Origin of the sequence: Dyella terrae, assembly GCF_004322705.1 — a bacterium.
GTDB lineage: Bacteria > Pseudomonadota > Gammaproteobacteria > Xanthomonadales > Rhodanobacteraceae > Dyella_D > Dyella_D terrae.
Genome location: NZ_SIZZ01000002.1, coordinates 971,417 through 994,129 on the forward strand (window position 1 = coordinate 971,417; position 22,713 = coordinate 994,129).

General features: G+C 65.1%; 25 protein-coding genes. 24 read left to right on the forward strand and 1 reads right to left on the reverse strand.

Annotated elements, in window-relative coordinates; translation table 11 throughout:
- The first annotated feature begins 5 nt into the window (after positions 1 to 5).
- The 23 genes from EYV96_RS15060 (at position 6) to EYV96_RS15170 (ending at position 20,862) form a co-directional block, all read left to right on the forward strand.
- Complete coding sequence (locus tag EYV96_RS15060; protein WP_240732590.1) at positions 6 to 665, forward strand: flagellar assembly protein FliH; 660 nt, start codon at positions 6 to 8, stop codon at positions 663 to 665.
- A complete protein-coding gene (fliI, locus tag EYV96_RS15065; protein WP_131152348.1) occupies positions 662 to 2,032 on the forward strand; it encodes a flagellar protein export ATPase FliI in 1,371 nt (456 codons plus the stop codon). The genes EYV96_RS15060 and fliI overlap by 4 nt, the downstream gene beginning before the upstream one ends.
- A complete protein-coding gene (gene fliJ, locus EYV96_RS15070; RefSeq protein WP_131152349.1) occupies positions 2,029 to 2,475 on the forward strand; it encodes a flagellar export protein FliJ in 447 nt (148 codons plus the stop codon). Before fliI ends, fliJ begins: the two co-directional genes overlap by 4 nt.
- Positions 2,476 to 2,489: 14 nt before the next feature.
- Positions 2,490 to 3,542 carry a flagellar hook-length control protein FliK gene (locus EYV96_RS15075; protein WP_131152350.1) on the forward strand — a complete coding sequence of 351 codons (1,053 nt, stop codon included), beginning with the start codon at positions 2,490 to 2,492 and terminating at the stop codon, positions 3,540 to 3,542.
- 1,170 nt (positions 3,543 to 4,712) lie between these two features.
- Positions 4,713 to 5,222 (forward strand): flagellar basal body-associated FliL family protein, encoded by a 510-nt coding sequence (locus tag EYV96_RS15080; protein WP_131152351.1) that lies wholly within the window; start codon positions 4,713 to 4,715, stop codon positions 5,220 to 5,222.
- Complete coding sequence (gene fliM / locus EYV96_RS15085; RefSeq protein ID WP_131152352.1) at positions 5,222 to 6,238, forward strand: flagellar motor switch protein FliM; 1,017 nt, start codon at positions 5,222 to 5,224, stop codon at positions 6,236 to 6,238. The genes EYV96_RS15080 and fliM overlap by 1 nt, the downstream gene beginning before the upstream one ends.
- Positions 6,235 to 6,585, forward strand: coding sequence for a flagellar motor switch protein FliN (gene fliN, locus EYV96_RS15090; RefSeq protein WP_131152353.1), 351 nt, complete (start codon positions 6,235 to 6,237; stop codon positions 6,583 to 6,585). Before fliM ends, fliN begins: the two co-directional genes overlap by 4 nt.
- 7 nt (positions 6,586 to 6,592) lie before the next feature.
- Positions 6,593 to 6,949, forward strand: coding sequence for a flagellar biosynthetic protein FliO (fliO, locus tag EYV96_RS15095; RefSeq protein WP_131152354.1), 357 nt, complete (start codon positions 6,593 to 6,595; stop codon positions 6,947 to 6,949).
- Positions 6,946 to 7,686: a flagellar type III secretion system pore protein FliP gene (gene fliP, locus EYV96_RS15100; RefSeq protein WP_131152355.1), complete on the forward strand. Its 741-nt coding sequence runs from the start codon at positions 6,946 to 6,948 to the stop codon at positions 7,684 to 7,686. Before fliO ends, fliP begins: the two co-directional genes overlap by 4 nt.
- Before the next feature lie 12 nt (positions 7,687 to 7,698).
- Positions 7,699 to 7,968, forward strand: a complete 270-nt coding sequence (fliQ, locus tag EYV96_RS15105; protein ID WP_131152356.1) for a flagellar biosynthesis protein FliQ — start codon at positions 7,699 to 7,701, stop codon at positions 7,966 to 7,968.
- Positions 7,965 to 8,732 (forward strand): flagellar biosynthetic protein FliR, encoded by a 768-nt coding sequence (gene fliR, locus EYV96_RS15110; RefSeq protein WP_240732592.1) that lies wholly within the window; start codon positions 7,965 to 7,967, stop codon positions 8,730 to 8,732. Before fliQ ends, fliR begins: the two co-directional genes overlap by 4 nt.
- 1 nt (position 8,733) lies before the next feature.
- The gene (flhB, locus tag EYV96_RS15115; RefSeq protein WP_131152357.1) at positions 8,734 to 9,873 is read left to right on the forward strand and encodes a flagellar biosynthesis protein FlhB; all 1,140 of its coding nucleotides are present in this window, start codon (positions 8,734 to 8,736) and stop codon (positions 9,871 to 9,873) included.
- 3 nt (positions 9,874 to 9,876) lie between these two features.
- Complete coding sequence (gene flhA, locus EYV96_RS15120) at positions 9,877 to 11,973, forward strand: flagellar biosynthesis protein FlhA (protein ID WP_131152358.1); 2,097 nt, start codon at positions 9,877 to 9,879, stop codon at positions 11,971 to 11,973.
- A 166-nt stretch (positions 11,974 to 12,139) separates the two neighbouring features.
- Entirely contained in the window at positions 12,140 to 13,378 is a 1,239-nt protein-coding gene (gene flhF, locus EYV96_RS15125) for a flagellar biosynthesis GTPase FlhF (RefSeq protein WP_131152359.1), read from the forward strand.
- Positions 13,378 to 14,313, forward strand: a complete 936-nt coding sequence (locus EYV96_RS15130; RefSeq protein WP_240732594.1) for a MinD/ParA family protein — start codon at positions 13,378 to 13,380, stop codon at positions 14,311 to 14,313. The genes flhF and EYV96_RS15130 overlap by 1 nt, the downstream gene beginning before the upstream one ends.
- Before the next feature lies 1 nt (position 14,314).
- Positions 14,315 to 15,118 carry an RNA polymerase sigma factor FliA gene (locus EYV96_RS15135; RefSeq protein ID WP_131152360.1) on the forward strand — a complete coding sequence of 268 codons (804 nt, stop codon included), beginning with the start codon at positions 14,315 to 14,317 and terminating at the stop codon, positions 15,116 to 15,118.
- Positions 15,119 to 15,160: 42 nt separating this feature from the next.
- On the forward strand, positions 15,161 to 15,568 hold the full coding sequence (locus tag EYV96_RS15140) for a chemotaxis response regulator CheY (protein WP_131152361.1): 408 nt from the start codon (positions 15,161 to 15,163) through the stop codon (positions 15,566 to 15,568).
- Positions 15,565 to 16,206, forward strand: coding sequence for a protein phosphatase CheZ (locus EYV96_RS15145; RefSeq protein WP_131152362.1), 642 nt, complete (start codon positions 15,565 to 15,567; stop codon positions 16,204 to 16,206). The genes EYV96_RS15140 and EYV96_RS15145 overlap by 4 nt, the downstream gene beginning before the upstream one ends.
- 11 nt (positions 16,207 to 16,217) lie before the next feature.
- Positions 16,218 to 18,161, forward strand: coding sequence for a chemotaxis protein CheA (locus EYV96_RS15150; protein ID WP_131152363.1), 1,944 nt, complete (start codon positions 16,218 to 16,220; stop codon positions 18,159 to 18,161).
- A 1-nt stretch (position 18,162) separates the two neighbouring features.
- Complete coding sequence (locus EYV96_RS15155) at positions 18,163 to 18,903, forward strand: flagellar motor protein (protein ID WP_131152364.1); 741 nt, start codon at positions 18,163 to 18,165, stop codon at positions 18,901 to 18,903.
- A complete protein-coding gene (gene motD / locus EYV96_RS15160; RefSeq protein WP_131152365.1) occupies positions 18,900 to 19,910 on the forward strand; it encodes a flagellar motor protein MotD in 1,011 nt (336 codons plus the stop codon). Before EYV96_RS15155 ends, motD begins: the two co-directional genes overlap by 4 nt.
- A 24-nt stretch (positions 19,911 to 19,934) precedes the next feature.
- The gene (locus EYV96_RS15165; protein ID WP_131152366.1) at positions 19,935 to 20,405 is read left to right on the forward strand and encodes a chemotaxis protein CheW; all 471 of its coding nucleotides are present in this window, start codon (positions 19,935 to 19,937) and stop codon (positions 20,403 to 20,405) included.
- On the forward strand, positions 20,395 to 20,862 hold the full coding sequence (locus tag EYV96_RS15170; RefSeq protein WP_131152367.1) for a DUF2802 domain-containing protein: 468 nt from the start codon (positions 20,395 to 20,397) through the stop codon (positions 20,860 to 20,862). The genes EYV96_RS15165 and EYV96_RS15170 overlap by 11 nt, the downstream gene beginning before the upstream one ends.
- Positions 20,863 to 20,949: 87 nt before the next feature.
- On the opposite strand, the gene EYV96_RS15175 is transcribed toward EYV96_RS15170, so the two are convergent.
- A complete protein-coding gene (locus EYV96_RS15175) occupies positions 20,950 to 21,498 on the reverse strand; it encodes a hypothetical protein (RefSeq protein WP_131152368.1) in 549 nt (182 codons plus the stop codon).
- 351 nt (positions 21,499 to 21,849) lie between these two features.
- On the opposite strand from EYV96_RS15175, the gene EYV96_RS15180 reads away from it, so the two are divergent.
- Positions 21,850 to 22,236 (forward strand): hypothetical protein, encoded by a 387-nt coding sequence (locus EYV96_RS15180; RefSeq protein ID WP_131152369.1) that lies wholly within the window; start codon positions 21,850 to 21,852, stop codon positions 22,234 to 22,236.
- Positions 22,237 to 22,713: the final 477 nt, after the last annotated feature.

Consider the following 22,713-nt stretch of genomic DNA (forward strand, 5'->3'; position numbering starts at 1 on the left):
GGTGCATGAACCAGCTTGCGCGCATCCTCGCCCGTGAAAGGGTCGCCCAGGCCGAGCGCTGGGAGCTGCCCGATATGGGCCCGCCGCGCGAGCCCGAGCCAGTCGAGCAGCCGCAGGCCGCGCGTCCGACGGTCAGTGACCTGGAGGCCCTCGAGCGCGAAGCGCGCGCCGAAGGTTTCGCCACCGGCCTGGCCGAAGGGCGCAAGGCCGCCCTGCAGGAGCTGGAAGAGCAACGTGCGCGCCTGGAAGGCATTCTGCTTGGCGCAGCGCGTCCGCTCGCAGGCATGGACGAGGCGACGGAGCAGGAGCTGGCGCGCCTTGCGCTGGTGATCGCGCGTCGCGTGATCGCGCACGAACTGACCGTCACGCCTGAGCTGATTCTGCGCACGGTGCGCGAAGCGGTGCTGGCACTGCCCTCGGCCAATCGCCAGATTCGCGTCCTGCTTCACCCGGACGACCTGGGCCTGCTGCGCGCGCTTGAAGCGACCGAGGAGCACTGGCAGCTGCTGGCCGATCCGTCGATGGAGCGCGGCGACTGCCGGCTGGAAAGCGACAGCTCCCGACTTGATGCCCGCGTGGAAACGCGGCTTGCCGCGGTGGTCGACGCGGTGTTCGGCGATGAGCTGAGTGCCGTCGACGAAGATCCCGAGGCGGAGATGGCATGAATATCGTGCGCCCCAGCCTGCAGCTGAGACAACAGCGCTGGCAGGAGCGCCTCGCGCGTCGTTCGCGTCGCGCCGAAGAAGCACAGCTCAACGTGGTCGAAGGGCGCCTCCGTCGCGTGGTGGGGCTCACGCTGGAGGCTGAAGGTTGCGAGGCGCCGCTGGGTGCGCGTTGCCTCGTGTCGACGGCGACGGGTGCGCAGCTCGATACCGAAGTCGTCGGCTTTGCCGATGACCGGCTCTTGCTGATGCCCGTGACGGAAATGCACGGCGTGCTGCCCAATGCGCGCGTGCGTCCCTGTGCGCGGGCGGGCGATCTGCCTGTCGGCACGGCCCTGCTGGGGCGCGTGATCGGAGCCGATGGCGTTCCCCTTGATGGCATGGGCCCGCTGGAAGCCGATGAGCACGCAACGCTCAAGCGCGAACCCATCAACCCGATGTCGCGCAAGCCCATCGATACACCGCTTGATACGGGCGTGCGTGCGATCAACGCGCTGCTGACGGTGGGACGGGGCCAGCGCCTGGGCCTCTTCGCCGGTTCGGGTGTCGGTAAGTCGACCCTGCTGGGCATGATGACCCGGTACACCGACGCCGATGTCGTGGTCGTGGGGCTGATCGGCGAGCGCGGCCGCGAAGTCAAGGAATTTGTCGAACATACGCTCGGCGACGAAGGTCGCGCGCGCTCGGTGATCGTCGCCGCGCCCGCCGACGCGCCGCCGCTGAAGCGCCTCCGTGGCGCGCAGTACGCCACGGCGATCGCCGAGTGGTTCCGCGATCGCGGCCAGCGCGTCCTGCTGCTGATGGACTCCATCACCCGTTATGCGCAGGCACAGCGTGAGATCGCGCTGGCGATCGGCGAGCCGCCCGCGACCAAGGGCTATCCGCCGTCGGTGTTCGCCATGTTGCCGGCGCTGGTCGAACGCGCGGGCAACGACGCCTACGGGCGAGGTTCGATCACGGCGTTCTACACCGTGCTGACCGAAGGCGACGATTACCGCCACGATCCCATCGCCGACGCCGCGCGCGCCATCCTGGACGGTCATATCGTCCTGTCGCGTGACCTCGCTGAAGCAGGTCATTACCCGGCCATTGATATCGAGGCGTCCATCAGCCGCGTCATGCCTGCCGTAGTTCGGCGCGAACACATGCGCGCGGCCCAGGCCTTTCGCCAGGTGTATTCGGCGTACAGTCGCCAGCGCGACCTCATTGCCGTCGGCGCCTACCAGAAGGGCTCCGATCCGCAGGTGGACAAGGCCATCACCATGTGGCCGCGCCTGCGTGACTTCCTCCAGCAGGAAGTCGACGAGCCGATGGCGCTGGCACAGGCCATCGAGGCATTGAACGGGATTGCTGAAGAGGCCAGCACATGAAAAGCCGCTCGGTCCGACTCCAGCCGGCCGCCGATGTCGCGCGCGAAAAGCGCGAAGGCGCGACCCAGCGTCTGGCCGAACAGCAGGGCCGCGTGCAGAACGCCGAGCAGCAGCTGGGCGAGCTCCAGCGCTACAAGGCCGAGTACGCCTTGCAGGCCGGGGGCACGGGCATGACCGTCAGTGCTTTGCTCAACCGCCAGCAGTTCATGGATCGCATCGATCAGGCGATTGAACAACAGCAATTCGAGGTCCAGCGCCAGCGTCGCCAGCTCGACCAGGTGCGTGGCGAGTGGCGCGATGCGCATGCGCGCGAGCGTGCGCTCGACAGCGTCATCGACAACGCCCGCAATCTGGAACGCAAAGCCGAAGACCGCCGCGAACAGAACGCCATTGACGAGCGCATGCAGTATCCGCGCGCGTCCATGGGTCAGCGCCGGACGTAAATCAGGACACCACGATGACACCCACCGCCGCTCCGACTTCGCCTTCCGTCAAGACCGCCGCCGTGCAGGGCGCCAAAGGTACCGCTGCCAACGACGCCCTCCATTTGCTCACCGGGCAGGAAGGTGGCCAGGCTTTCGGTCAGCCGTTTGAGCAGTTGTTGCAGCAGCAGTTGGGTCCGGCGCCGCTGCCTGCCAACCTGGTGTCGTTGCTCGCTTCGCAGCATGCCGGCGACGCGACGAATGTCACGGTGCCGGTGCCGGCCCATCTTCCGCCGGACGATGCCGATCCGGCCGAACGCAACGGCAATGTGATGGCGGCCGCCATGCTTGCCATGCTGGGGCAGTCGCAGAACGCGGCGATCAAAACAGACGCGACCGGCGGCGATGCTGCGAAGGGCGATGCCGCGCAAGGCCTGAATCTCACGGCGCTCAAGTCACACCTGACCGCCAATGCCATGACCGATGGCGCACCGGCGCAAGCGTCAGCAACAAACGTCATCATCGACGCAGCCTCCATGCTGGCCGGATCGAAGCAGGGCGACGAGCACGCCGGACGGAAATCGGACGGCGCGTCGTTGTCGGCCGATCTGCTCGCCGCGCCCCTGATGTCGCCCGGTACCCATGCGACGCATGCGCCGCAAGCCCCGAATCTGCAGATGGATGCGCCGGTCGGCAGCCCGGCCTTCGCCGAAGAGCTGAGCCAGCACGTGGCATGGCTGGGTGGCCATGACGTCAAGGAAGCACGCATTCGCTTGCGTCCCGAGGAACTCGGGCAACTGGATGTGAAGGTCAGCGTGGCCGAGCACGGCAAGGTCGATGTGAGTTTCACCGCGCAGCACCCGCAGGCGGTGCTGGCCGTGCAGCAGACGCTGGGGCAGCTGGATCTGATGCTGGCCGGTCATGGCTTGTCGCTGGGACAGGCGCAGGTGGGGCAGCAGAGTGCGAGTGGTAATGGTGGAGGGCAGGGGCAGGGCGGGAAGGGTGATGAACGTTTTGCCGGAGAGGCTGACGCGGTGGACGCACCAGTCGTGACGAAGGCCGTTGGTTTGCTTGATACGTTCGCCTGACGCGTTTGTGCATGGTTGGATCATGTCGCTGGGTTTCTGCGCAGGTGTACGGACCGAAGGCATGGATAGTGGGTGTGCCAGGGCACGGCTGGGTGGAGAACGATTGAAAGGGGGGCGCTCATTCGGGCGCTAACGCGACCTTGCCGCTTACGCCGCGGGGGCGTTTCGACCTGGCTGCCGCCGGCCGAGGCCCAAAATAAAAGTAACCCAAAGAAAATGGCCTGAGAGCCAGGGGTGCGCTTAAGTTAGATACGCGTCTCACGGGACACGCAGGCTCAAGTCATCACCCTCGAGGCCAACTAACGTCCGACTGTTTGCTATCCGCCCCACCGCCGAAAGCGGAGTGGGGAACGACCGAACGTCGGCCTCGAAGTGGTGAGCGCAGCGAATAATCCATGGGCGACTGCGCACGGTTTGCACCTCACACCCCAAAAACACCGTCATGCTTGCGCAGGCAGGCACCCAGTGGCGACCACACATGGTTATGGCCCCGCCCTCCCACGTCGTCATGCCGGCAAAAGCCGGCATCCACGGGCGACCACGCGCAGTTTGCACCGCACATCAAAAAACACCGTCATGCCTGCGCAGGCAGGCACCCAGCGGCGACCACGCACGGTTATCGCCCCACACTCTCACGTCGTCATGCCGGCGAAAGCCGGCATCCAGGGGCGACCACGCGCAGTTTGCACCGCACATCCAAAAAACACCGTCATGCCTGCGCAGGCAGGCATCCCGTGGCGACCACACACGATTGCCACCTCACCCTCTCACGTCGTCATGCCGGCGAACGCCGGCATCCAGGGGCCTCGAGGCTAGTCGGTGCGCTTGACGACCAAGGTCTCCACGCTGCGGTAGCGGTGTAAACCATGCTCGGCACACCTGTCAGCCAGGTCGCTGGGCTGTAGACGCAGGCAGGGACCGAGTGGCCATGCGTTTCCGCTGACGCCATGGCGTCCGCCAACCAACCGTCATCCCCCGCCAAGCTTCCGGCGCGCCAAGCACGCGACCTCTCCCGTTCAGGCGTCAAGATTCTGCCGAGGCGCCGCGCGCCGTGGCGATAACCCGCGCCAACAAGCCATTTTTCGCGATGGCACACCACTTGCTTCGACCTCTTCGTCCGATGCGCCACGACGGCGCCCGGAATTGAACCGTTCCATCACGAGGTCGTGCATGTCCAACGCTGAGCAGAGCCCGGTAGTCGAAGCACCCGCCAAGAACGCGGGCGGCGGGCGCACCACCATCCTGATCCTTGCCCTGGCGCTGATCCTCGTGTCGGCCGTTTGCGGTTATGCGCTCTACACCTTGCGCGGCCACAACGCAGCGGGCGCGGCCCAGGCCGAGGCGCCGGCGAAGGAGAAGAAGCCCGAGCTCTTCATGGCGCTCGATCCGGCGTTCGTTGTGAATTTCCGTAATGCCGATTCGCTGAGCTACCTGCAGGTGGGCGTCACTCTGATGTCGCATGACCCGCTGGTGCTGCAGTCTGCCAAGGAAGCGGACCCGGTGATCCGCAACGCCTTGCTCATGCTGTTCAGCAGCCAGGACTACACCGAGCTGAGCAGCACCGATGGCAAGCAGAAGCTGCAGGCCAAGGCGCTGGCGGCCGTGCAGAAGATCCTTACCGACCGCACCGGCAAACCGGGCGTCGATGCCCTGTACTTCACCAGTTTCGTGATGCAGTGATGAGCGAGCTGCTCTCCCAGGAAGAAATCGACGCGCTGCTGGCGGGCGTCGATGGCGGCAAGGTGGAAATCGGTGGTGACGAACCGCCGCCGCCGGACACGGTGCTGACCTACGATTTCACGCAGCAGGACCGCATCGTGCGCGGTCGCCTGCCGACGCTGGAGATGGTCAACGATCGCTTCGCCCGTTTCTTCCGCACCAACATTTTCAGCGTGCTGCGCAAGACCTGCGAAGTCTCGGTGCTTGGCGTGAAAATGCTCAAGTTCAGTGAATACGTGCACAGCCTGGCGGTACCGAGCAACCTGAACCTGGTGCGCGTGCGTCCGCTGCGCGGCACCGGACTGATCGTGATGGAGCCGCGCCTGGTCTTCTCGATCATCGACAACTTCTTTGGTGGCGACGGCCGCTACCACGCGCGCATCGAAGGTCGCGACTTCTCGCCGACCGAGCGCCGCGTCATCCAGATCGTGCTGGACGAAATTTTCAGCTCGCTGGTCGAGGCATGGGCGCCCGTGCTCCCGCTGACGTTTGAAGCGCTGAACATGGAGATCAATCCTCAGTTCGCGAACATCGTCAGCCCGACGGAAACCGTCGTCGTGTCGAAGTTCCATGCGGAAGTGGATGGCGGCGGTGGCGAGATCCACCTGACCATGCCGTACTCGATGATTGAGCCGATTCGCGTCCTGTTGGACGCCGGTGTGCAGAGCGACCGCGTCGAGCGCGACGAGCGCTGGCTGACGGCGTTGCACCAGGAAGTGCTGGACGCCGAGGTCGAACTCACATCGCTGCTGGTCGAGACGCAGATGAACATTGGCGACTTCCTCAAGCTCCGCCCCGGCGACGTGATTCCGATCGCCATGCCCGAACTGAGCACGGTCTTTGCCGAAGACGTGCCCATTTTTCGCGGGCACAACGGCCAGGCCGTGGGCCGCAAGGCCGTCCGTTTTCATTCCCTGGCAGGGCGCCGTGAAGCGCGCCAGGCCTCTGAATTTTCTACCGGGAACATCAACGAATGAGCAATTCCAACGACGCAGCCGCGCTGCTCGATCCGAGCGGCCGACCGGAATTCGAAACCCTGATGGGCGTGGCCGGCGAGGGTGGCGACGTCAACCTCGACCTGATCCTGGACGTACCGGTGACCCTGGCGATGGAAGTCGGCCGTACGCGCATCAGCATCCGCAACCTGCTGCAGCTCAACCAGGGCTCGGTGGTTGAGCTCGATCGCGCTGCGGGCGAGCCGCTGGACGTGTTCGTCAACGGCACGCTGGTGGCGCATGGCGAAGTGGTGGTGATCAACGAAAAGTTCGGCATCCGCCTGACCGACGTGATCAGCCCCGCCGAACGCGTCCGCAAGCTGCGCTGAGGTGATCATGCTCGCCGCGCTCCCAACCGCCGAAGTCAGCGTGGGCGCCGAACTGATTCGGGTCGTGCTGAGCCTGGCGGGCATCATCGCCCTGATCTTTGCCGCCGGTTGGTTGAGTCGTCGCCTGCAGGCGCGCACGCAGCCGGGCGGACGCCGCATTCGTTGCGTCGAATCGTTCGCCGTGGGTGCGCGCGAACGCATGTTGCTGATCGATGCCGATGGCAAGCGGCTGCTTGTCGGCGTGGGCCCCGGCGGCATGCGTACTTTGCACGTCTATGACGGCGAAGCGCCGCCGGCGCCCGAGCCGGCCGTGACACCGCCGGCGTTTGCCGATGTGCTGAGCCTGTGGAAGCGCAAGTCATGAAGTGGTTTCGTCCGTTGCTCGTTCTTGCGCTCCTGTTGCCGTTGCCATTGCTCGCCGATCCGGTCGGCATTCCCGCCGTGACCGTGCAGAACGGCGCGGGCGGGTCCAGCTGGACGCTCTCGCTGCAGCTGTTGGCGCTGATGACGGTGCTGACGATGTTGCCGGCGATCCTGCTGATGATGACGTCGTTCACGCGCATCATCATCGTGCTCGGTTTCCTGCGCCAGGCACTGGGCACGCAGTCCACGCCGCCCAACCAGGTGCTGCTCGGTCTGGCCTTGTTCCTGACGTTGTTCGTCATGTCGCCAGTGCTCAACAAGGCCTACGACGAAGGCGTGAAGCCGTACATGGATGGCAAGATCGCCGCCGAGCAGGCCATACCGCTGGCCGCCGCGCCGTTCAAGCATTTCATGCTCGACCAGACGCGCGATTCGGACTTGCAGCTGTTTACCAAACTCGCGAATGAGCAGCCGTTCGCCAGCAAGGCCGATGTGCCGTTTCGCGTCGCCATGCCGGCCTTCGTCACCAGCGAGCTGAAGACTGCGTTCCAGATGGGCTTTCTGCTGTTCATTCCGTTCCTGATCATTGACCTGGTGGTTGCGAGCGTCCTGATGTCGATGGGCATGATGATGGTCTCGCCCATGATCATCTCGCTGCCATTCAAGATCATGCTCTTCGTCCTCGTGGACGGCTGGGCGCTGTTGCTGGGCACGCTTGCCGGCAGCTTTTACCAATAGTGCGCGCCGGCCATGACTCCTGAATCCGTCATCGAATTTGGCCAGCACGCGCTGTACGTCGCGATGCTCGTGGCTGCGCCGTTGCTGCTGACCGCGCTGGCCGTGGGCCTGCTGGTGGGCGTCATCCAGGCCGCGACGCAGATCAACGAAATGACCCTTAGCTTCATTCCGAAGCTACTGGCCATGGCTGCCGTCGCGCTGATCACCGGTCCGTGGATGCTGCGTACGCTGGTGCAGTTCACCCGCCATCTGATCGAAGGCCTGCCTGGAGCTGTGCGGTGAATATCGATCTGGCACAGATCCAGGTCTTCCTCGGCAGCGTCGTATGGGCGCTGGCGCGGGTGACGGGACTGTTCCTGATGGCGCCGATTTATGGGGCCAACGTGTTGCCCGCGCGTGTGCGCGTCGGGCTGATCGTCCTGTTGACGCTGGTGTTGTCGCCGATGGCGAAGGCGCAGATCGACCTCACTACCGCCGATGGCATTGCCACGATGGCAGGGCAGGTGCTGATCGGTGGTGCGGTGGGTTTTGTGCTGCGCATGACGTTCGAAGCGGTGGCCTTCGGCGGCCAGTTGGTCGCGCAGAGCATGAGCCTGGGTTTTGCCGAAGTGGTCAACCCGCAGGGCGGCGGCAGCTCGCCGGTGCTCAACCAGTTCTACCTGCTGCTGATCACCTTGCTGTTCCTTGCGATGGACGGTCATCTGCGGCTGATCGAGTTGCTGGCTGACAGCTTCCGCACGCTGCCGCCGGGGGCCGAAGCGATTACGCCCAACGTACTCCATGCCGTGGTGGCGTTCGGGTCGCAGTTGTTTTCCGGCGCCGTGCGCGTGGCGCTGCCGGCCATGACCTCGCTGCTGGTGGTCAACATGGGCTTTGCCGCGATCAGTCGTTCGGCGCCCTCGATGAACCTCTTTGCAGTCGGCTTCCCGATCACGATCTGCCTGGGCTTCATCGCTCTTTGGTTGTCCCTGCGCAGCCTGCCGGGCGCGTTCGCCGCGCTGCAGGAAAACGCGTGGTCGCTGATGCGCGAATTGCTGAGGATGTGACATGTCCGAGCAAGACGCCGAAGACAAAACCGAAAAACCATCAGAAAAGCGACTTCGCGAAGCTCGCGAGAAGGGCGAGGTTCCACGATCGCGGGACCTGTCCGGCGCCCTGGTGGTGCTGGCCGGTGTGGCCGGCCTGATGAGCAGCAGTGACAAGGCCTTCCTGCACGCGCGCAACATCTACACGCTGGGCATGAGCTACAGCCGTGACGCCTTGTTCTCGGGCGAGCTTCCCGGTCGTGTCCTGCACGAGGCCGTGAGCGAAGCACTGTCGCTGTTCGCGCCCATTGCCATGGCCACGGTGCTTGCGACGCTCGCTGCACCGATGGTTCTCGGCGGCTTGAGCTTCAGCGCGCAGGCGCTGGAGCCGAAGTTCGACCGGCTCAACCCGATCCCGGGCCTGGGGCGGATCGTGTCGATGCGCGGCCTGGTCGAACTGGTGAAGTCCCTGCTGAAGCTGCTCTTCATCGGTTCCGCGCTTGCCTGGGTGCTGTGGAACTCGCAGGACGCCATGCAGGCGACCGGGCGCGGCACGGTCAGCGCAGGCATTGCCATGGCGCTGGGCGTGCTTGGTCGTGCGGCGCTTTTGTTCGGCACCATGCTGGCCATCATTGGCGGCATCGATGCGGGCTACCAGAAGTACGACCACGCCAAGAAGTTGCGCATGACCAAGCAGGAAGTGCGCGACGAAATGAAGGAAAGCGAAGGCAATCCCGAGATGAAGGGGCGCATGCGCCAGGTCGCGCAGCAGTTGGCGCGCCGCCGCATGATGCAGGAGTTGCCGAACGCGGATGTGGTGGTGACCAACCCAACGCACTTCGCCGTGGCGCTGAAATACGACGACGGCAAGATGCGCGCGCCGCGCGTGATCGCCAAGGGCGTGGACATCATCGCCATGCAGATTCGTTCGGTGGCCGAAGGCCATCGCATTCCGATGGTCGAGGCGCCGCCGCTGGCGCGCGCGCTGTATGCCACGACGGAACTCGGGCGGGAGATTCCCGCCACGCTTTATGTCGCCGTGGCGCAAGTGCTGGCTTATGTGTTCCAGCTGCGCCAGGCCACCTTGCACGGCGATACGCCGCCGACTCCTCCTTCGCCGCAAGTCGACCCCGACTTGCAGGGCCCTTACAAGGTTACGTAACCGATGGCCGCCACGAGCGCATTCGAAACCTTCAAGCAGGTAAGCCGACGTGGTCTCGGCGCGCCGGTGATCATGCTGGCCATGCTGGCGATGATGATGTTGCCGCTGCCGCCTTTCCTGCTCGACATTCTCTTCAGCTTCAATATCGCGCTGTCGCTGGTGATCCTGCTGGCGGTGATCTACGTGATGCGCCCGCTGGAATTTGGTGCCTTCCCGACGGTCGTGTTGATGGCAACACTGTTGCGCCTGGCGCTGAATATTGCGTCGACGCGCGTGGTGCTGCTGCATGGCCACGATGGTCCTGGCGCCGCGGGCAAGGTGATCGAGGCGTTCGGTGAGTTCGTTATTGGCGGCAACTTTGCCGTGGGCCTGGTGGTGTTCGCCATCCTGACCATCATCAACTTCGTCGTCGTCACCAAGGGTGCGACGCGTGTCTCCGAAGTGACCGCGCGCTTTACCCTGGACGCGATGCCCGGCAAGCAGATGGCCATCGACGCGGACCTCAACGCCGGCTTGCTCACGCAGGAGCAGGCGCGCGAACGTCGCCAGGAAGTGCGCGAGGAAGCGGACTTCTACGGCTCCATGGACGGTGCCTCCAAGTTCGTTCGCGGCGACGCGACTGCCGGCATCCTGATCCTCGTCATCAATATCGTCGGTGGCTTCTTCGTCGGCGTGCTGCAGCATGGCCTGAGCGCGGGCGAAGCGGCCAAGACCTACACGTTGCTGACCATTGGTGACGGCCTGGTCGCCCAGGTGCCTGCGTTGATGCTGTCCATTGCCACGGCCGTGATCGTGACGCGTGTGTCGCGCGCGCAGGACATGGGCAAGCAGGTGGTGGGGCAGGTGTTTGGCCAACCGCGCGCGCTGGCGGTGGCCGGCGTCGTGCTTGGCGTCATGGGATTGATTCCCGGCATGCCCAACATCGCCTTCCTCCTGCTCGGCGCCATTTGCGGCGGCGCGGCCTGGACGCTGATGAAGCGCGAGCGCGACACCAAGGCCAAGCTCGCCGAAGAAACCGCCGCAGCAGAGTCCGCGCCCGCGGCACCGGCCGCCGAGCGCATGGAGCTGGGTTGGGAAGACGTCACCACGGTGGATCCCGTGGGGCTGGAAGTCGGGTATCGCCTTATTCCGCTGGTGGACAAGAATCAGGGCGGGGAACTGATGGGGCGCATCAAGTCGGTGCGCCGCAAGCTTTCCCAGGAGCTGGGTTTCCTCGTCCCCGCGGTGCATATCCGCGACAACCTGGACCTGGGGCCCAATACCTACCGCATCACCCTGATGGGCGTGCCGATGGGCGAGGCCGAAGTCCACAACGAGCGCCTGCTCGCGATCAACCCTGGCCAGGTCCACGGAACGGTGCAGGGCATTGCCACGCGCGACCCGGCCTTTGGGCTGGAGGCGGTGTGGATCGAGAACGGGCAGCGCGAAACGGCGCAGGCGCTCGGCTATACGGTGGTCGATCCGGCAACGGTGATCGCCACGCACCTGTCGCACATCCTGCAGGGTCATTCGCACGAACTGCTCAGTCACCAGGATGTGCAGCAGCTGCTCGACCGCCTGGCCGGCAGCGCGCCCAAGCTGGTGGAAGACCTCGTGCCCAAGCGCATGGCCTTGGGCGTGGTGGTGAAGGTGCTGCAGAACCTGCTCGCCGAGCGGGTGCCGATCCGCAACATGCGCAGCATCGTCGAATCCTTGGCGGAGCATGCAGGGCAGAGTCAGGATCCCGGCGCGCTCACGGCTGCGGTGCGCGTGGCGCTCGGTCGGCAGATCGTCCAGGAGATCGCCGGGCTCGGTACCGAGGTCCCGGTCATTACCCTGGCGCCGGACCTCGAGCAGATTCTCATGTCCTCGCTCGGAAACGGCGGCGTAGCGGGCGCAGCGGTCGAGCCTGGCCTCGCGGATCGCTTGCAGCAGAGCGTGGCCGATGCTGCGCGACGCCAGGAAATGAGCGGCGAGCCCGCGGTTTTGCTGGTCGCGCCGCCGCTTCGTCCGTGGCTCGCGCGCTTCACGCGGCACGTGGCACAGAACCTGCACGTACTGGCTTACAACGAGGTGCCCGACAACCGTCGGGTGCGATTGGTGCAGGCGTTGGGGCGCTGAGGCGCTGCCAGCGCGGAGAACGGTAAACGGTGAACAGTAAACAGAAAAAGCAGGTGTGCCGCCGCGTGGACATCGCGCCGCAGGGGATGACTGCCACTCCTGGGTCATGCGAGGCCCGCTGCTTTTCCGTTCACCGTTCACTGTTCACCCTTTCCGGATTCAATGCATGAAGATCAAGCGTTTCGTAGCCCCCGACATGCGCCAGGCCATGCGCGAAGTGCGCGAGGAGCAGGGCCCGGATGCGGTGATCCTCTCCACGCGTCGCCTGGACGATAGCGTCGAGATCATCGCCGCGGTCGACTACGACGAGGCGCTGGTACGTGAAGCTGCGCGTTCTGGCGAGGCCATCGCGCCGCCGGAACAACGTGATGCCGCGATCACCTTCGATTCCTCGGCCGTGGTGCCGGCGCCGCGCATCGCCCCGGTTGCCGAGCCTGCCGTTGAAGCGCCGCTTCATCCCATGGTGGAGCAGGTGGCCCTCGATACCGCACGCATGCGCGCCGAACTCGGAAGCCTGCGCGAATTGCTCGAATCGCAGATGGCGAGCCTCGCCTGGAACGACATGCAGCGCCGCCATCCGCTTCGCGGGCGTGTCATGCGCGACATGGCGCGACTGGGCATCGAGCCGGACGTTGCACGCAAGCTCGCTGATGAACTGCCCGACAGCCTCAGCCCGGACCAGGCGCGATACCTGCCCCTGGGCGTACTCAGTCGCAATCTTTCGATCACCGGGTATGACATCGCCGTCCACGGCGGCGTCACGGCCCTGGTCGGCCCGACGGGCGTGGGCAAGACCACGACCATCGCCAAGCTCGCCGCCAAGGCGGTGTTGCGTCACGGTGCATCAAAGGTCGCGCTGGTCAGTACCGACAATTATCGAATCGGCGCCGCCGCGCAACTCGAGCACTACGGTCGCCTGCTGGGCGTGCGTGTATTTCCGGCGCACGACGCCGAAAGCCTGCGCGAAGTGCTGGACGTGCTGCGCAGCCGTCATGTGGTGCTGGTGGATACCGCCGGCGTTGCCGGCAGCGATCCACGCCTGACCCAGCAGATGAACCTGCTGCGCCAGGCGGGCGACCTGCGCATCTGCCTGGTGATGGCTGCCAATGCGCAGGCGCAGTCGCTGGACGACACCATCCGGGCCTATCTGCCGCAGCATCCGCAGGCCTGCATCCTCACCAAGCTGGACGAGACGCCGAGTCTCGGCGGTGCGCTTTCGGTCCTCATTCGCCACCGCATGCCGCTGGACTACACCACCGATGGCCAGCGCGTGCCCGAGGACATTACGGCCGCCGATGCGCGCGTGCTCGTGTGTCGTGCCGCGCAAGCCCTCAAGGGCAACGCCCCTCCGGTCGATGACGGTCAGATGGCCGAACGCTTCGGCATGGCGCTGGCGGGGGTTTGATGGATACGTTTGCGATGAACCAGGCCTGGGGCCTCAAGACCATGTTCGGCGCGATGAACGGCCAGGTCGATGGCGGCGCCGACGTCGCATTGTCCCTGGCCCAGGACACCACCACGCCGCGTCGCCGTTGCCGTGCGATCACGGTTGCTGGTGGCAAGGGTGGCGTGGGCAAGTCCACCGTCGCCGTGAACCTGGGCATGTCCCTGGCCATGGCCGGTCGCGACGTCATGCTGCTGGATGCCGACATGGGCCTGGCCAATGTCGACGTGCTGCTGGGTCTGAGCCCTTCGCGGCACATCGGCCATCTGCTCGATGGCACCTGCGGCCTGAAGGACCTGCTGCTGCCGGCCCCGCATGGGCTGAAAGTGATCCCGGCCGGCTCGGGCGCGCGTCGCCTCGCGCAGATGGGCACGGGCGAGCACGCCGCTGTGATCCGCGCCTTCGATGAGCTGCAGGACCCGCCGGAATACCTTCTGGTCGATACCGCCGCCGGTGTCTCGGACAACGTCGTGATGTTCGCGGCCGCTGCCGACGACGTGGTGCTGGTGGTCTGCGACGAACCCGCTTCGCTGACCGACGCCTACGCCCTGACCAAGGTGCTCAGCCGCGATTTCCGCGTACGCCGCTTCCACGTGGTCGCCAACATGGTGCGCCATGCGGGCGAGGCGCGCGCCCTGTACGACAAGCTCGCACGCGTGTGCGACCGATTCCTGGACGTCGCCCTGGATTTCATGGGCACGGTGCCCTACGACGAACACCTGCGGCAGGCCATCCGGCGCCAGAGCGCCGTCGTGGACATGTGGCCGGCAAGTCGCGCGTCACGGGGATTCAAGCAACTGGCAGGTGTGGTCGATACATGGGGTGAACCCCAGCGACCGGGGCGCGACCGCATCGCCTTTTTTGGTGGCCGGAACGCATCGGTGACGGGGTGGTGAGATGAGCGTGGCATCCGAGTATCTGCAGCTGCAGCGCGAGAGCACCGAAGACATGGTGCGCCGACATGCACCCTTGGTGCGGCGCATCGCCTATCACCTGATGGGCCGGTTGCCGCCGAGCGTGGATGTGGAAGATTTGGTGCAGGCAGGGATGATCGGTTTGCTGGAAGCGGCGCGTAACTTCGCCACCGATCGCCAGGCGAGCTTCGAGACGTATGCGGGCATCCGCATCCGCGGCGCGATGCTCGACGAGCTGCGCAAGACGGATTGGACGCCTCGCTCGGTGCACCGCAAATTGCGTGAAGTGTCGGAAGTCGTAAGACAGATCGAGAACGAAACGGGTGCCGATGCCCCTGACGCCGAAGTGGTCCGGCGCCTGGGTATCAGCACGCAGGAGTACCACCAGATCCTGGCCGACGCCGCGAGCGCGCGCCTGCTCAGCCTCTCCACGCCGGATGAGGATGACGAGGGTGCGGCGCTGGACGTCGCCGACCAGGAAGGTTTGGGTCCGCAGGACCGCATCGAACAGGAAGGCATGCGCCAGTCCCTGATCGATGCGATTTCCGGACTGCCGGAACGAGAGCAGTTGGTGATGTCGCTGTACTACGAGCAGGAGCTCAACCTGAAGGAAATTGGCGCCGTGCTCGGCGTGACCGAGTCGCGCGTGTGCCAGATCCATGGGGCTGCGCTTGTGCGGTTGCGTGCGCGAATGACGGATTGGCGCGCAGCTCCGGTGAATAGTGAATCGGGAACAGTGAACAGGAAAGGCCGTTCCCCCGAATCCTCCCGTGCACCCCGACGCTGACGCTCTTACCCATTAACTATTCACCATTCCCAAGGAAATCCTTTGGACAAGAACATGAAGATCCTGGTGGTGGACGACTTCTCCACCATGCGCCGCATCGTGCGGAACCTGCTCGTCGAGCTGGGTTTCAGCAACGCGCTGATCCAGGAAGCCGATGACGGTGCCAATGCGATCGAGATGCTGAAGAAGTTTCCGTTCGACATGGTGGTTACCGACTGGAACATGCCGAACATGACCGGCATCGACCTGCTGCGCGCCATCCGCGCCGAGCCTGAGCTCAAAGCCATGCCGGTGTTGATGGTGACGGCAGAGAACAACCGCGACCAGATCATCGCCGCCGCGCAGGCCGGCGTGAACGGTTACATCGTCAAGCCCTTCACCGCCGTCACCCTGAAGGAAAAGCTGGACAAGATCTTCGAGCGGCTTGCCGCGCAAGGAGCAACTGCATGAGCGCCGTGATGTCCACTCCCCTGAGCGTGTCGCTGCCGCCGGAACTGCAGAACCTGCTCAACAGCCCCGATGGCGCTACCTTCGAAATGGCGCTGGACAGCATGGTTCGCCAGCGCGAACAGCATCTGTTCCGCGCGCTGGGCCTGCTCGCCCGCGACCTGCACGATGCCGTGCGTCGCCTCGGTGGCGAACTGGCGCAGGAAGGCGTGCCGGACAGCGTTGCCGATGCGCGCCAGCATCTGCATGACGTCCTGGAGATGAGTTCCAAGGCCGCGCATCGCAGTATCGATTTTGCCGAACGCATGCGCCCGCAGGCGGAAGTGCTCGAGACCAACGCCGGCGAAGTGCTGGAGTGGAGCGAAGCCGGCCAGCCGGCCGCCGTCCTCGCCACGCAGGCGCGCGACTTCGCGCAGCAGTGCCGCGAAGGCCTGTCCGACATGGTGATGGCGCAGTCGTGGCAGGACCTGTCAGGCCAGCGCATCAAGAAGGTCGCCACCTTTATCGGCAACGTCGAGTCCTCGTTGCTGGAGCTGGTGCGCCTCACGGGTGCGCTTGCCGGCGGCGAAGCACCGGCCGCCGCTGCCAAGGTGTCGAGCCAGGATGAGGCCGACCGCTTGCTCAGCGAATTCGGTTTCTGAGCGGGACACCCATGGATCCCACGCTGGACAGCGAGCTGCGTGACGACTTCCTGGTCGAGGCCGGGGAGCTGGTGCAGCGCCTGAGCGAACAACTCGTTGAGCTGGAGACGTCCCCACAGGATGCCGACCTGCTCAACGCGGTGTTTCGTGCGTTCCACACGGTGAAGGGTGGCGCGGGGTTCCTCGGCGTCGAACCGATGGTGCAGATGTGCCATCACGCCGAAGACCTGCTCAACGAAGCGCGCAACGGCGCGCTCGTGCTCGATTCGGCGCAGATGGATGCGCTGCTCGAAGCGCTGGACCTGCTCAATGACATGATGGCCGCGCTCGGCGCGTCGGCCGAGATCGAACATGCCCCGGCATCGCTGCTGGTGCGCTTGCAGCCGCCGCGCAACAAGCCCAGGCCGGCACCGAAGCCCGTGCAGGCGCCTGCACCTGCGCCGCCGCCGGCCGAAGGCGGCACGATCGACGACGCCGAGTTCGAGGCCTTGCTCGACAGCTTGTACGGCACGGGTGGTGCGCCAGGTGCGCCGTCGGAATCGACCGCGTCGGATGCCATCGACGACGCCGAATTCGAGGCATTGCTCGATCAGTTGCATGGCAAGAACGCGCCAGGCGCCACCGCCCCGCCGGCATCGAACACTATCGATGACAGCGAGTTCGAAGCGCTGCTCGATCAGCTTCATGGCAAGGGCACGGCGCCGGGCAAGCCCGAACCGCCGGCGCCCGCGCCCGCACCGAAGCCCGCTGCACCCAAGGCCTCGAAGCCTGCCGCGGCACCGGAGGCCTCGGTGCGCGTCGATACTTCGCGCCTCGATTCACTGGTCAACCACGCCGGTGAGCTGGTGCTCGTTCGCAATCGCCTGGTCAGCCTGGCGTCGAATGGCAACGACGAACCGCTGAGCACTGCCGCCAGCGAACTTGATCGCGTCGCCGACGAATTGCAGGGTGCCGTGCTGGGCATGCGCATGCAGCCCGTCGGTCGCCTGTTTCAGCGCTTCCCGCGCATCGTGCGCGATCTTGCACGCCAATTGGGCAAAGAGATCGAGCTGGTCACGGAAGGCGAAGACACCGATCTGGATCGCAGCCTGGTTGAATCCCTGGCCGATCCGCTGATTCACCTGTTGCGCAATGCCGTCGATCACGGCCTGGAAATGCCGGACGCGCGTGAAGCGGCAGGCAAGCCACGCAAGGGTCGCGTGCGCCTGTCGGCGAGCCAGCGCGGCGAACGCATCGTCATTGTGGTGGCCGACGACGGCAAGGGCATGAACCCGGACATCCTTCGCCAAAAGGCGGTGGAAAAGGGTGTCATCGATGCGGCGCAGGCCGCGCGCCTGACTGAAACCGAAAGCCTGGAGCTGATCTTCCGCCCGGGCTTCTCGACCGCCAGCACGGTGTCCGATATCTCCGGTCGCGGCGTCGGCATGGACGTGGTGAAGACGCGCGTGGCCGAGCTGGGCGGCACCTTGCAGGTGCGGTCGAAGAAGGGCCAGGGCAGTGAGCTTGAACTCACCGTGCCGCTGACGCTGGCGATCCTGCGCGTGCTGATGGTACGCGTGGGTACGCGCCTGTTCGCGATGCCGTTGGGCAACGTCGACGAAGTGTTCGAACTGGCGCCGGGCCAGGATCGCCTTCTGGATGGCTCGCTGGTCGCCTCGCATCGCGATCGTGCGTTGCCGCTGGGTGATCTGTCGCGCTGGGCGGATGCGTCGGCCGATGCCGGTCGCCACGTCGTCGTGCTGCACGTCGGTCACCAGCGCCTGGGCTGCCTGGTGCATGCGGTGATCGGGCGCGAAGACGTGATGGTCAAACCTCTTGGACCGCTGTTCGCAGGCGTGCCCGGCGTTGCCGGTGCCACGGTGACCGGCGACGGCAAGCTGGCCCTGGTGCTGGACCTGGCAGGTCTGGCCGGGGAGGGCGGTCCGCTGCTTTCATCTTCAAGAGCGGATTCCTGACATGGATCTCGTTAGTCTCATCGGTACGATCCTGGCCTTCGTGGTCATCATCGTCGGTACGGTGCTCAAGGGATCGAGCCTCGAAGCCTTGTGGAATCCCGCGGCCTTCGTGATCGTGATCATCGGCACCATCTCGGCCCTGCTCGTGCAGATGCAGGGCAAGGTGCTCAAGCACGCCATGGCCATGCTGCCCATGGTCTACAAGCCGCCGCGCCATCAGCCGGACGACCTTATCAGTCGCGTCATCGGCTGGAGCGAAATCTCGCGACGCCAGGGCCTGCTGGGGCTTGAGCCACAGATCGATTCGGAATCCGATGCCTTCGTGCGCAAGGGTCTGCAGTTGCTTGTCGACGGCAGCGAACCTGATGCGATCCGTGGCGTGCTCGAAGTCGAGCAGGAAACGCGCGAGCATGAAGACATGGCAGCCGCCAAGGTGTTCGAGCAGGCCGGTATCTACTCGCCCACCATGGGCATCATCGGCGCCGTGATGGGCCTCATGGCGGTGATGCAGAACCTCGCCGACCCGAGCAAGCTCGGTCACGGCATCGCGGCTGCCTTCGTGGCGACGATTTACGGTGTGGCCATCGCCAACATGTTGATGTTGCCGATGGCCAACCGCCTGAAGTCGCTGATCCACAAGCAGGTGAAGATGCGCGAGATCATCATCGAGGGTCTCGTTTCCATTGCGCGTGGCGATAACCCCCGCCAGATCGAAAGCCGCTTGCAGGGCTATCTGGCATGAGGCGGAAGAAGGGCCACGAAGACCACGTCAATCACGAAGCATGGGCGATCCCCTATGCCGACCTGATGACGTTGCTGCTGGCCTTCTTCGTGGTGATGTATGCGGTGTCCGTCGTGAATGAGGGCAAGTACCGCGTGATGTCGCAGTCGATCATCGAAGCCTTTAACGGCAACAACAAAACCATCCAGCCAGTGCATAGCAACAATGCGCCGCAGGTGGCGCCGGTACCGTCGTCACGACAGAGTTCCACGACACCGCCGTCGTTGACGCCACATATGGCGGTGCCGCTGCCTTCGCGCGCGCTGCAGCCGCAGATCACCCAGCCGGGCGTGCCGATCCATCGTGATCCAGGCCAGGAAAACCTCGCGCGCATCCAGGACCAGGTGCAGCAGGCCTTGCAGCCGCTGATCGACAAGAGCCTGGTGATTGTCCGTCGCACCAATACCTGGCTGGAAATCGAGATCCGCACGGATATCCTCTTTCCCAGTGGCGTGGCCAAGCTCAGTCCGCAGGCTGACAACACGCTGCGCAACATCGCCGACATTCTCGCGCCGTTCCCCAACCCGCTGCGTGTCGAGGGATACACCGACGACATGCCGATCAGCAACGTCGTTTACCCATCCAACTGGGAGCTGTCCGCCGCCCGCGCCGCGAGCGTGGCGCGCCTGTTCTCGGAGAACGGCGTGGACGCCAATCGCCTGGGCATCATCGGCTGGGGCCAGACGCGACCGGCGGCGGAAAACGACAGCACCGAAGGTCGCAATCGCAACCGACGCGTGCTGGTGGTGGTGTTGAGCGACGAGCAGGCGCCGGCTCGCTTCTACAGCGATGCCGGGCAGCCCGGTCAGCTCGCCCAGCAGCCGCAGACGACACCCGGCTCCGAGGCGTCGGCTCCGGCGACATTGCCCGTCCCGGCAACGCTCATGCCCGCCGCGGCCCCTGCCGCACGCGCACAGGTGGTGCCGGAGCAGGGCACCGTCGTGGTGTCCTCGCATGGCGCAGGTTGAAGACGTTCACGTGAAGGTAGATTCATGAGCCAGCAATTTGCCGCCTCCGCCGAACGTGGTTGGCTGATCTTTCACCTGGCCGGGCAGGTTTATGCCGCGCCGCTGACGCAGGTGAGCGAAGTGATTCGCGATGGCGAAGTGACGCCGGTGCCCGGCGCCGCGCCGGACCTGCTTGGCATCCGCCATCTGCGCGGTCGCGTGGTGCCGGTCATGGATGGTTGCCTGCGCCTTGGCCTGACGCGTGATCACGGTACCGACATGTCGCGCGCACGCATCGTGGTGCTCTCTCATCGTGGGCATCTGGTGGGATTGCGGGTGGACGCGGTGGGCGATCTGCTTGAGGTGGACGGCCATAAACTGGCACCGCCGCCGGGACGCACTGAGCGCCAGGACGATCCGGTTGAAGCGGTCGCGCCTTGGCAGGGTGGGTTTGCCGCATTGATCGACGTGCGTCGCATGTGCCGTCTCCCGGAGGAGCTTGAGCATGTGGCTTGAGCTGGCGGTGGGGGCACTCGCGCTGGTCGCTGCATGGCAGACGATGGCGATCTGGCTCCTGCGCAAGGCGGTGTTGAAGGCGCCTCGCGTCGTTTATCCCGCCGAGGCCTTTACCGATGTGCCGACGTCGATGCTGGTCGAAGCGCTGGCGCGTATCGAGCAGCAACTGAAGGATGCGCCATCGGCCAGGCATGCCGCCACGTCGACGTCGCACGAGCCCGAGGCTGTGCGCCGGCCGATTGCCGCCATGGCGGCCCCGCCGTTGGCCTCCAACTACGACCTTGCGCGGGAGTTGTTGCGCGAAGGTGCGCGCGTGGACGAACTGGTGCAGCGTTGCGGACTGTCTCGTGGCGAGGCCGAGTTGCTGCGCAACCTTCATGAGGCCGGCGAGCGGCTGGCCGCGGACGCCCGTCATACGATCGCGAACCACGGTGCGGAAGCACGCTTGCTGACTTAGTGGTCTCGCCGAAGACGCCATGCGTCGTCTGGCAACGGTGATTCACCCGGATGCACCTTGGTTCGACAGGCCATGGGCCCCAGTGCATTAACTCAGCGAGGGTGACTTGGAGCAGGCGTACGCCGCGTGATGTTGATTGACCGGCGGCGACACGATCCCCGAGCGACCGCGCGGGTAGTCCGGACACGACGTCGATCCGGAATGTCCAGACTGATGGATATATATGCGCCGAAGCGTGGCCCGTTCTTTCAGTTCGGCGATCCATGTCCTGAGACTCTCCGATTTGCGGTCGATTCCGTCTTGCGTGCGCTCGCTCAGGCCCTCTTCGATCATCGAAAGCAGCGTCGTCGGCTTGCAGGCACACAGTGACACGGGAGGCGCCGGGTTGGCGGGGGTGGCAACCTGGGATGGCGAACCCAGAAGGGCGGCGCGAATCACGCGAAGCTGTTGCGAACGATGTTTCGCCGCGTCTCGCGTGGCGTCAATGGGCTTATCCCAAAAATCCGAAGGGCGAGCATCGGGATGCGGCCTGACGCTGTTCGTCGCACTCGCTATTTTTCTTTCGCATAGCGTCGGTTCCGTCTGCGCCTTCGGCGCCGAGGCAGAAGAAAAGGGGCTCAGGATGCGTCCGAACATGGATGGTCCTTCAGAGGGTGGTGTATCGAAGTTGGTGGGAAGCGCGCACGCATTTTCCCCGACGGACAGCGCGCGAGATGGCGGCGCCAGGCGCCGGCCCCGGCTGACGCGAGCGCCACGGGTAGTGTCATGGCGTCGTGATGCCCGGAGTGATCGCGTCATGCTAGGCGGAACATGCGCCGGGAGCTTTCACGGTGCGACCAAGGCGCTGGCGCGCGCCGCTGGGATGGCGAAGCTCTGCGCCCGAATCGATCATCGTGACGCATCATCCGGAAACATCGGCCGTTTCTCTTTCTGAAAGCCTCTGCCGCGCACATCGCCGACCATGCGATTTTCGAGAAGGAGCGCAGCATGCCCATTCAAGTGAACCCGTCGGGCCGTATGAACCTGGATATGAAGCACCATCGCGGAAAGGATGTTGGGTCTTCGACGTTTGATCGCGCCCTTTGCATGGAGCCCGCCGTGCAGGCGGCCTTTGTCAATGCACGGATCGGAAACGCCGCCGGGAAAGGTTCGGACGTGCCTGCTGGTCAGCGCTGCTCGGCACGCGCGGCAGATGCCCCGCCTACGATGGTGCCCGGCGCCGTTTCAATCGTGATCCGGCCATCCCGGAACGGCGCCGACGGCACGAAGCCCGGAGCCGCGCATACGGGTGTCGCACGCATTGAGGTGTGCCCTCGTACGCCGTTTCTATGGAAGTTCGTCCATGACCAGGCAAGCCGAAGCTCGCAACGCTGAGGTTCGGACCGTTTCGCCCACAATGCAAGGCGGCCAGATGCTGGCCGCCCAATGCTCCCGCCCAGTGAAGAGGCGCCATCCCGGGCGAGGATTGCCGGCACGTGCATAGTTGAAATTGGCGGTTGCCTTGCTGATGCGCGAAGTTGCGGGCCGTGTGTCTACAGGCTGCGCCGTTGTCATGCGGCGCGCGAGGTTCACGTCAAACCCCATGAGAGTCCTTCAATGTGACGAGAGAAGGATGCTAAGTCGAGCGCGTCGCCGTGACTTCCATAATGTGCCCGTGACTGCAGCTTGCAGGGCAGGCCACCCCCACCGGGACGGAATGATGGCCCCGTCAGGAGACAAAGTGTTTCCACAGGGGTCGACGTTGAAGCGCGGGCGGAAGCGCGACGGCTTGCGCATCTGTGTATCAGGCGGGGGTGTCATTCGTCGGCGCGAGCGCCAGATAGCGCGCTTGCCTGACGCCGGGCGTGTACC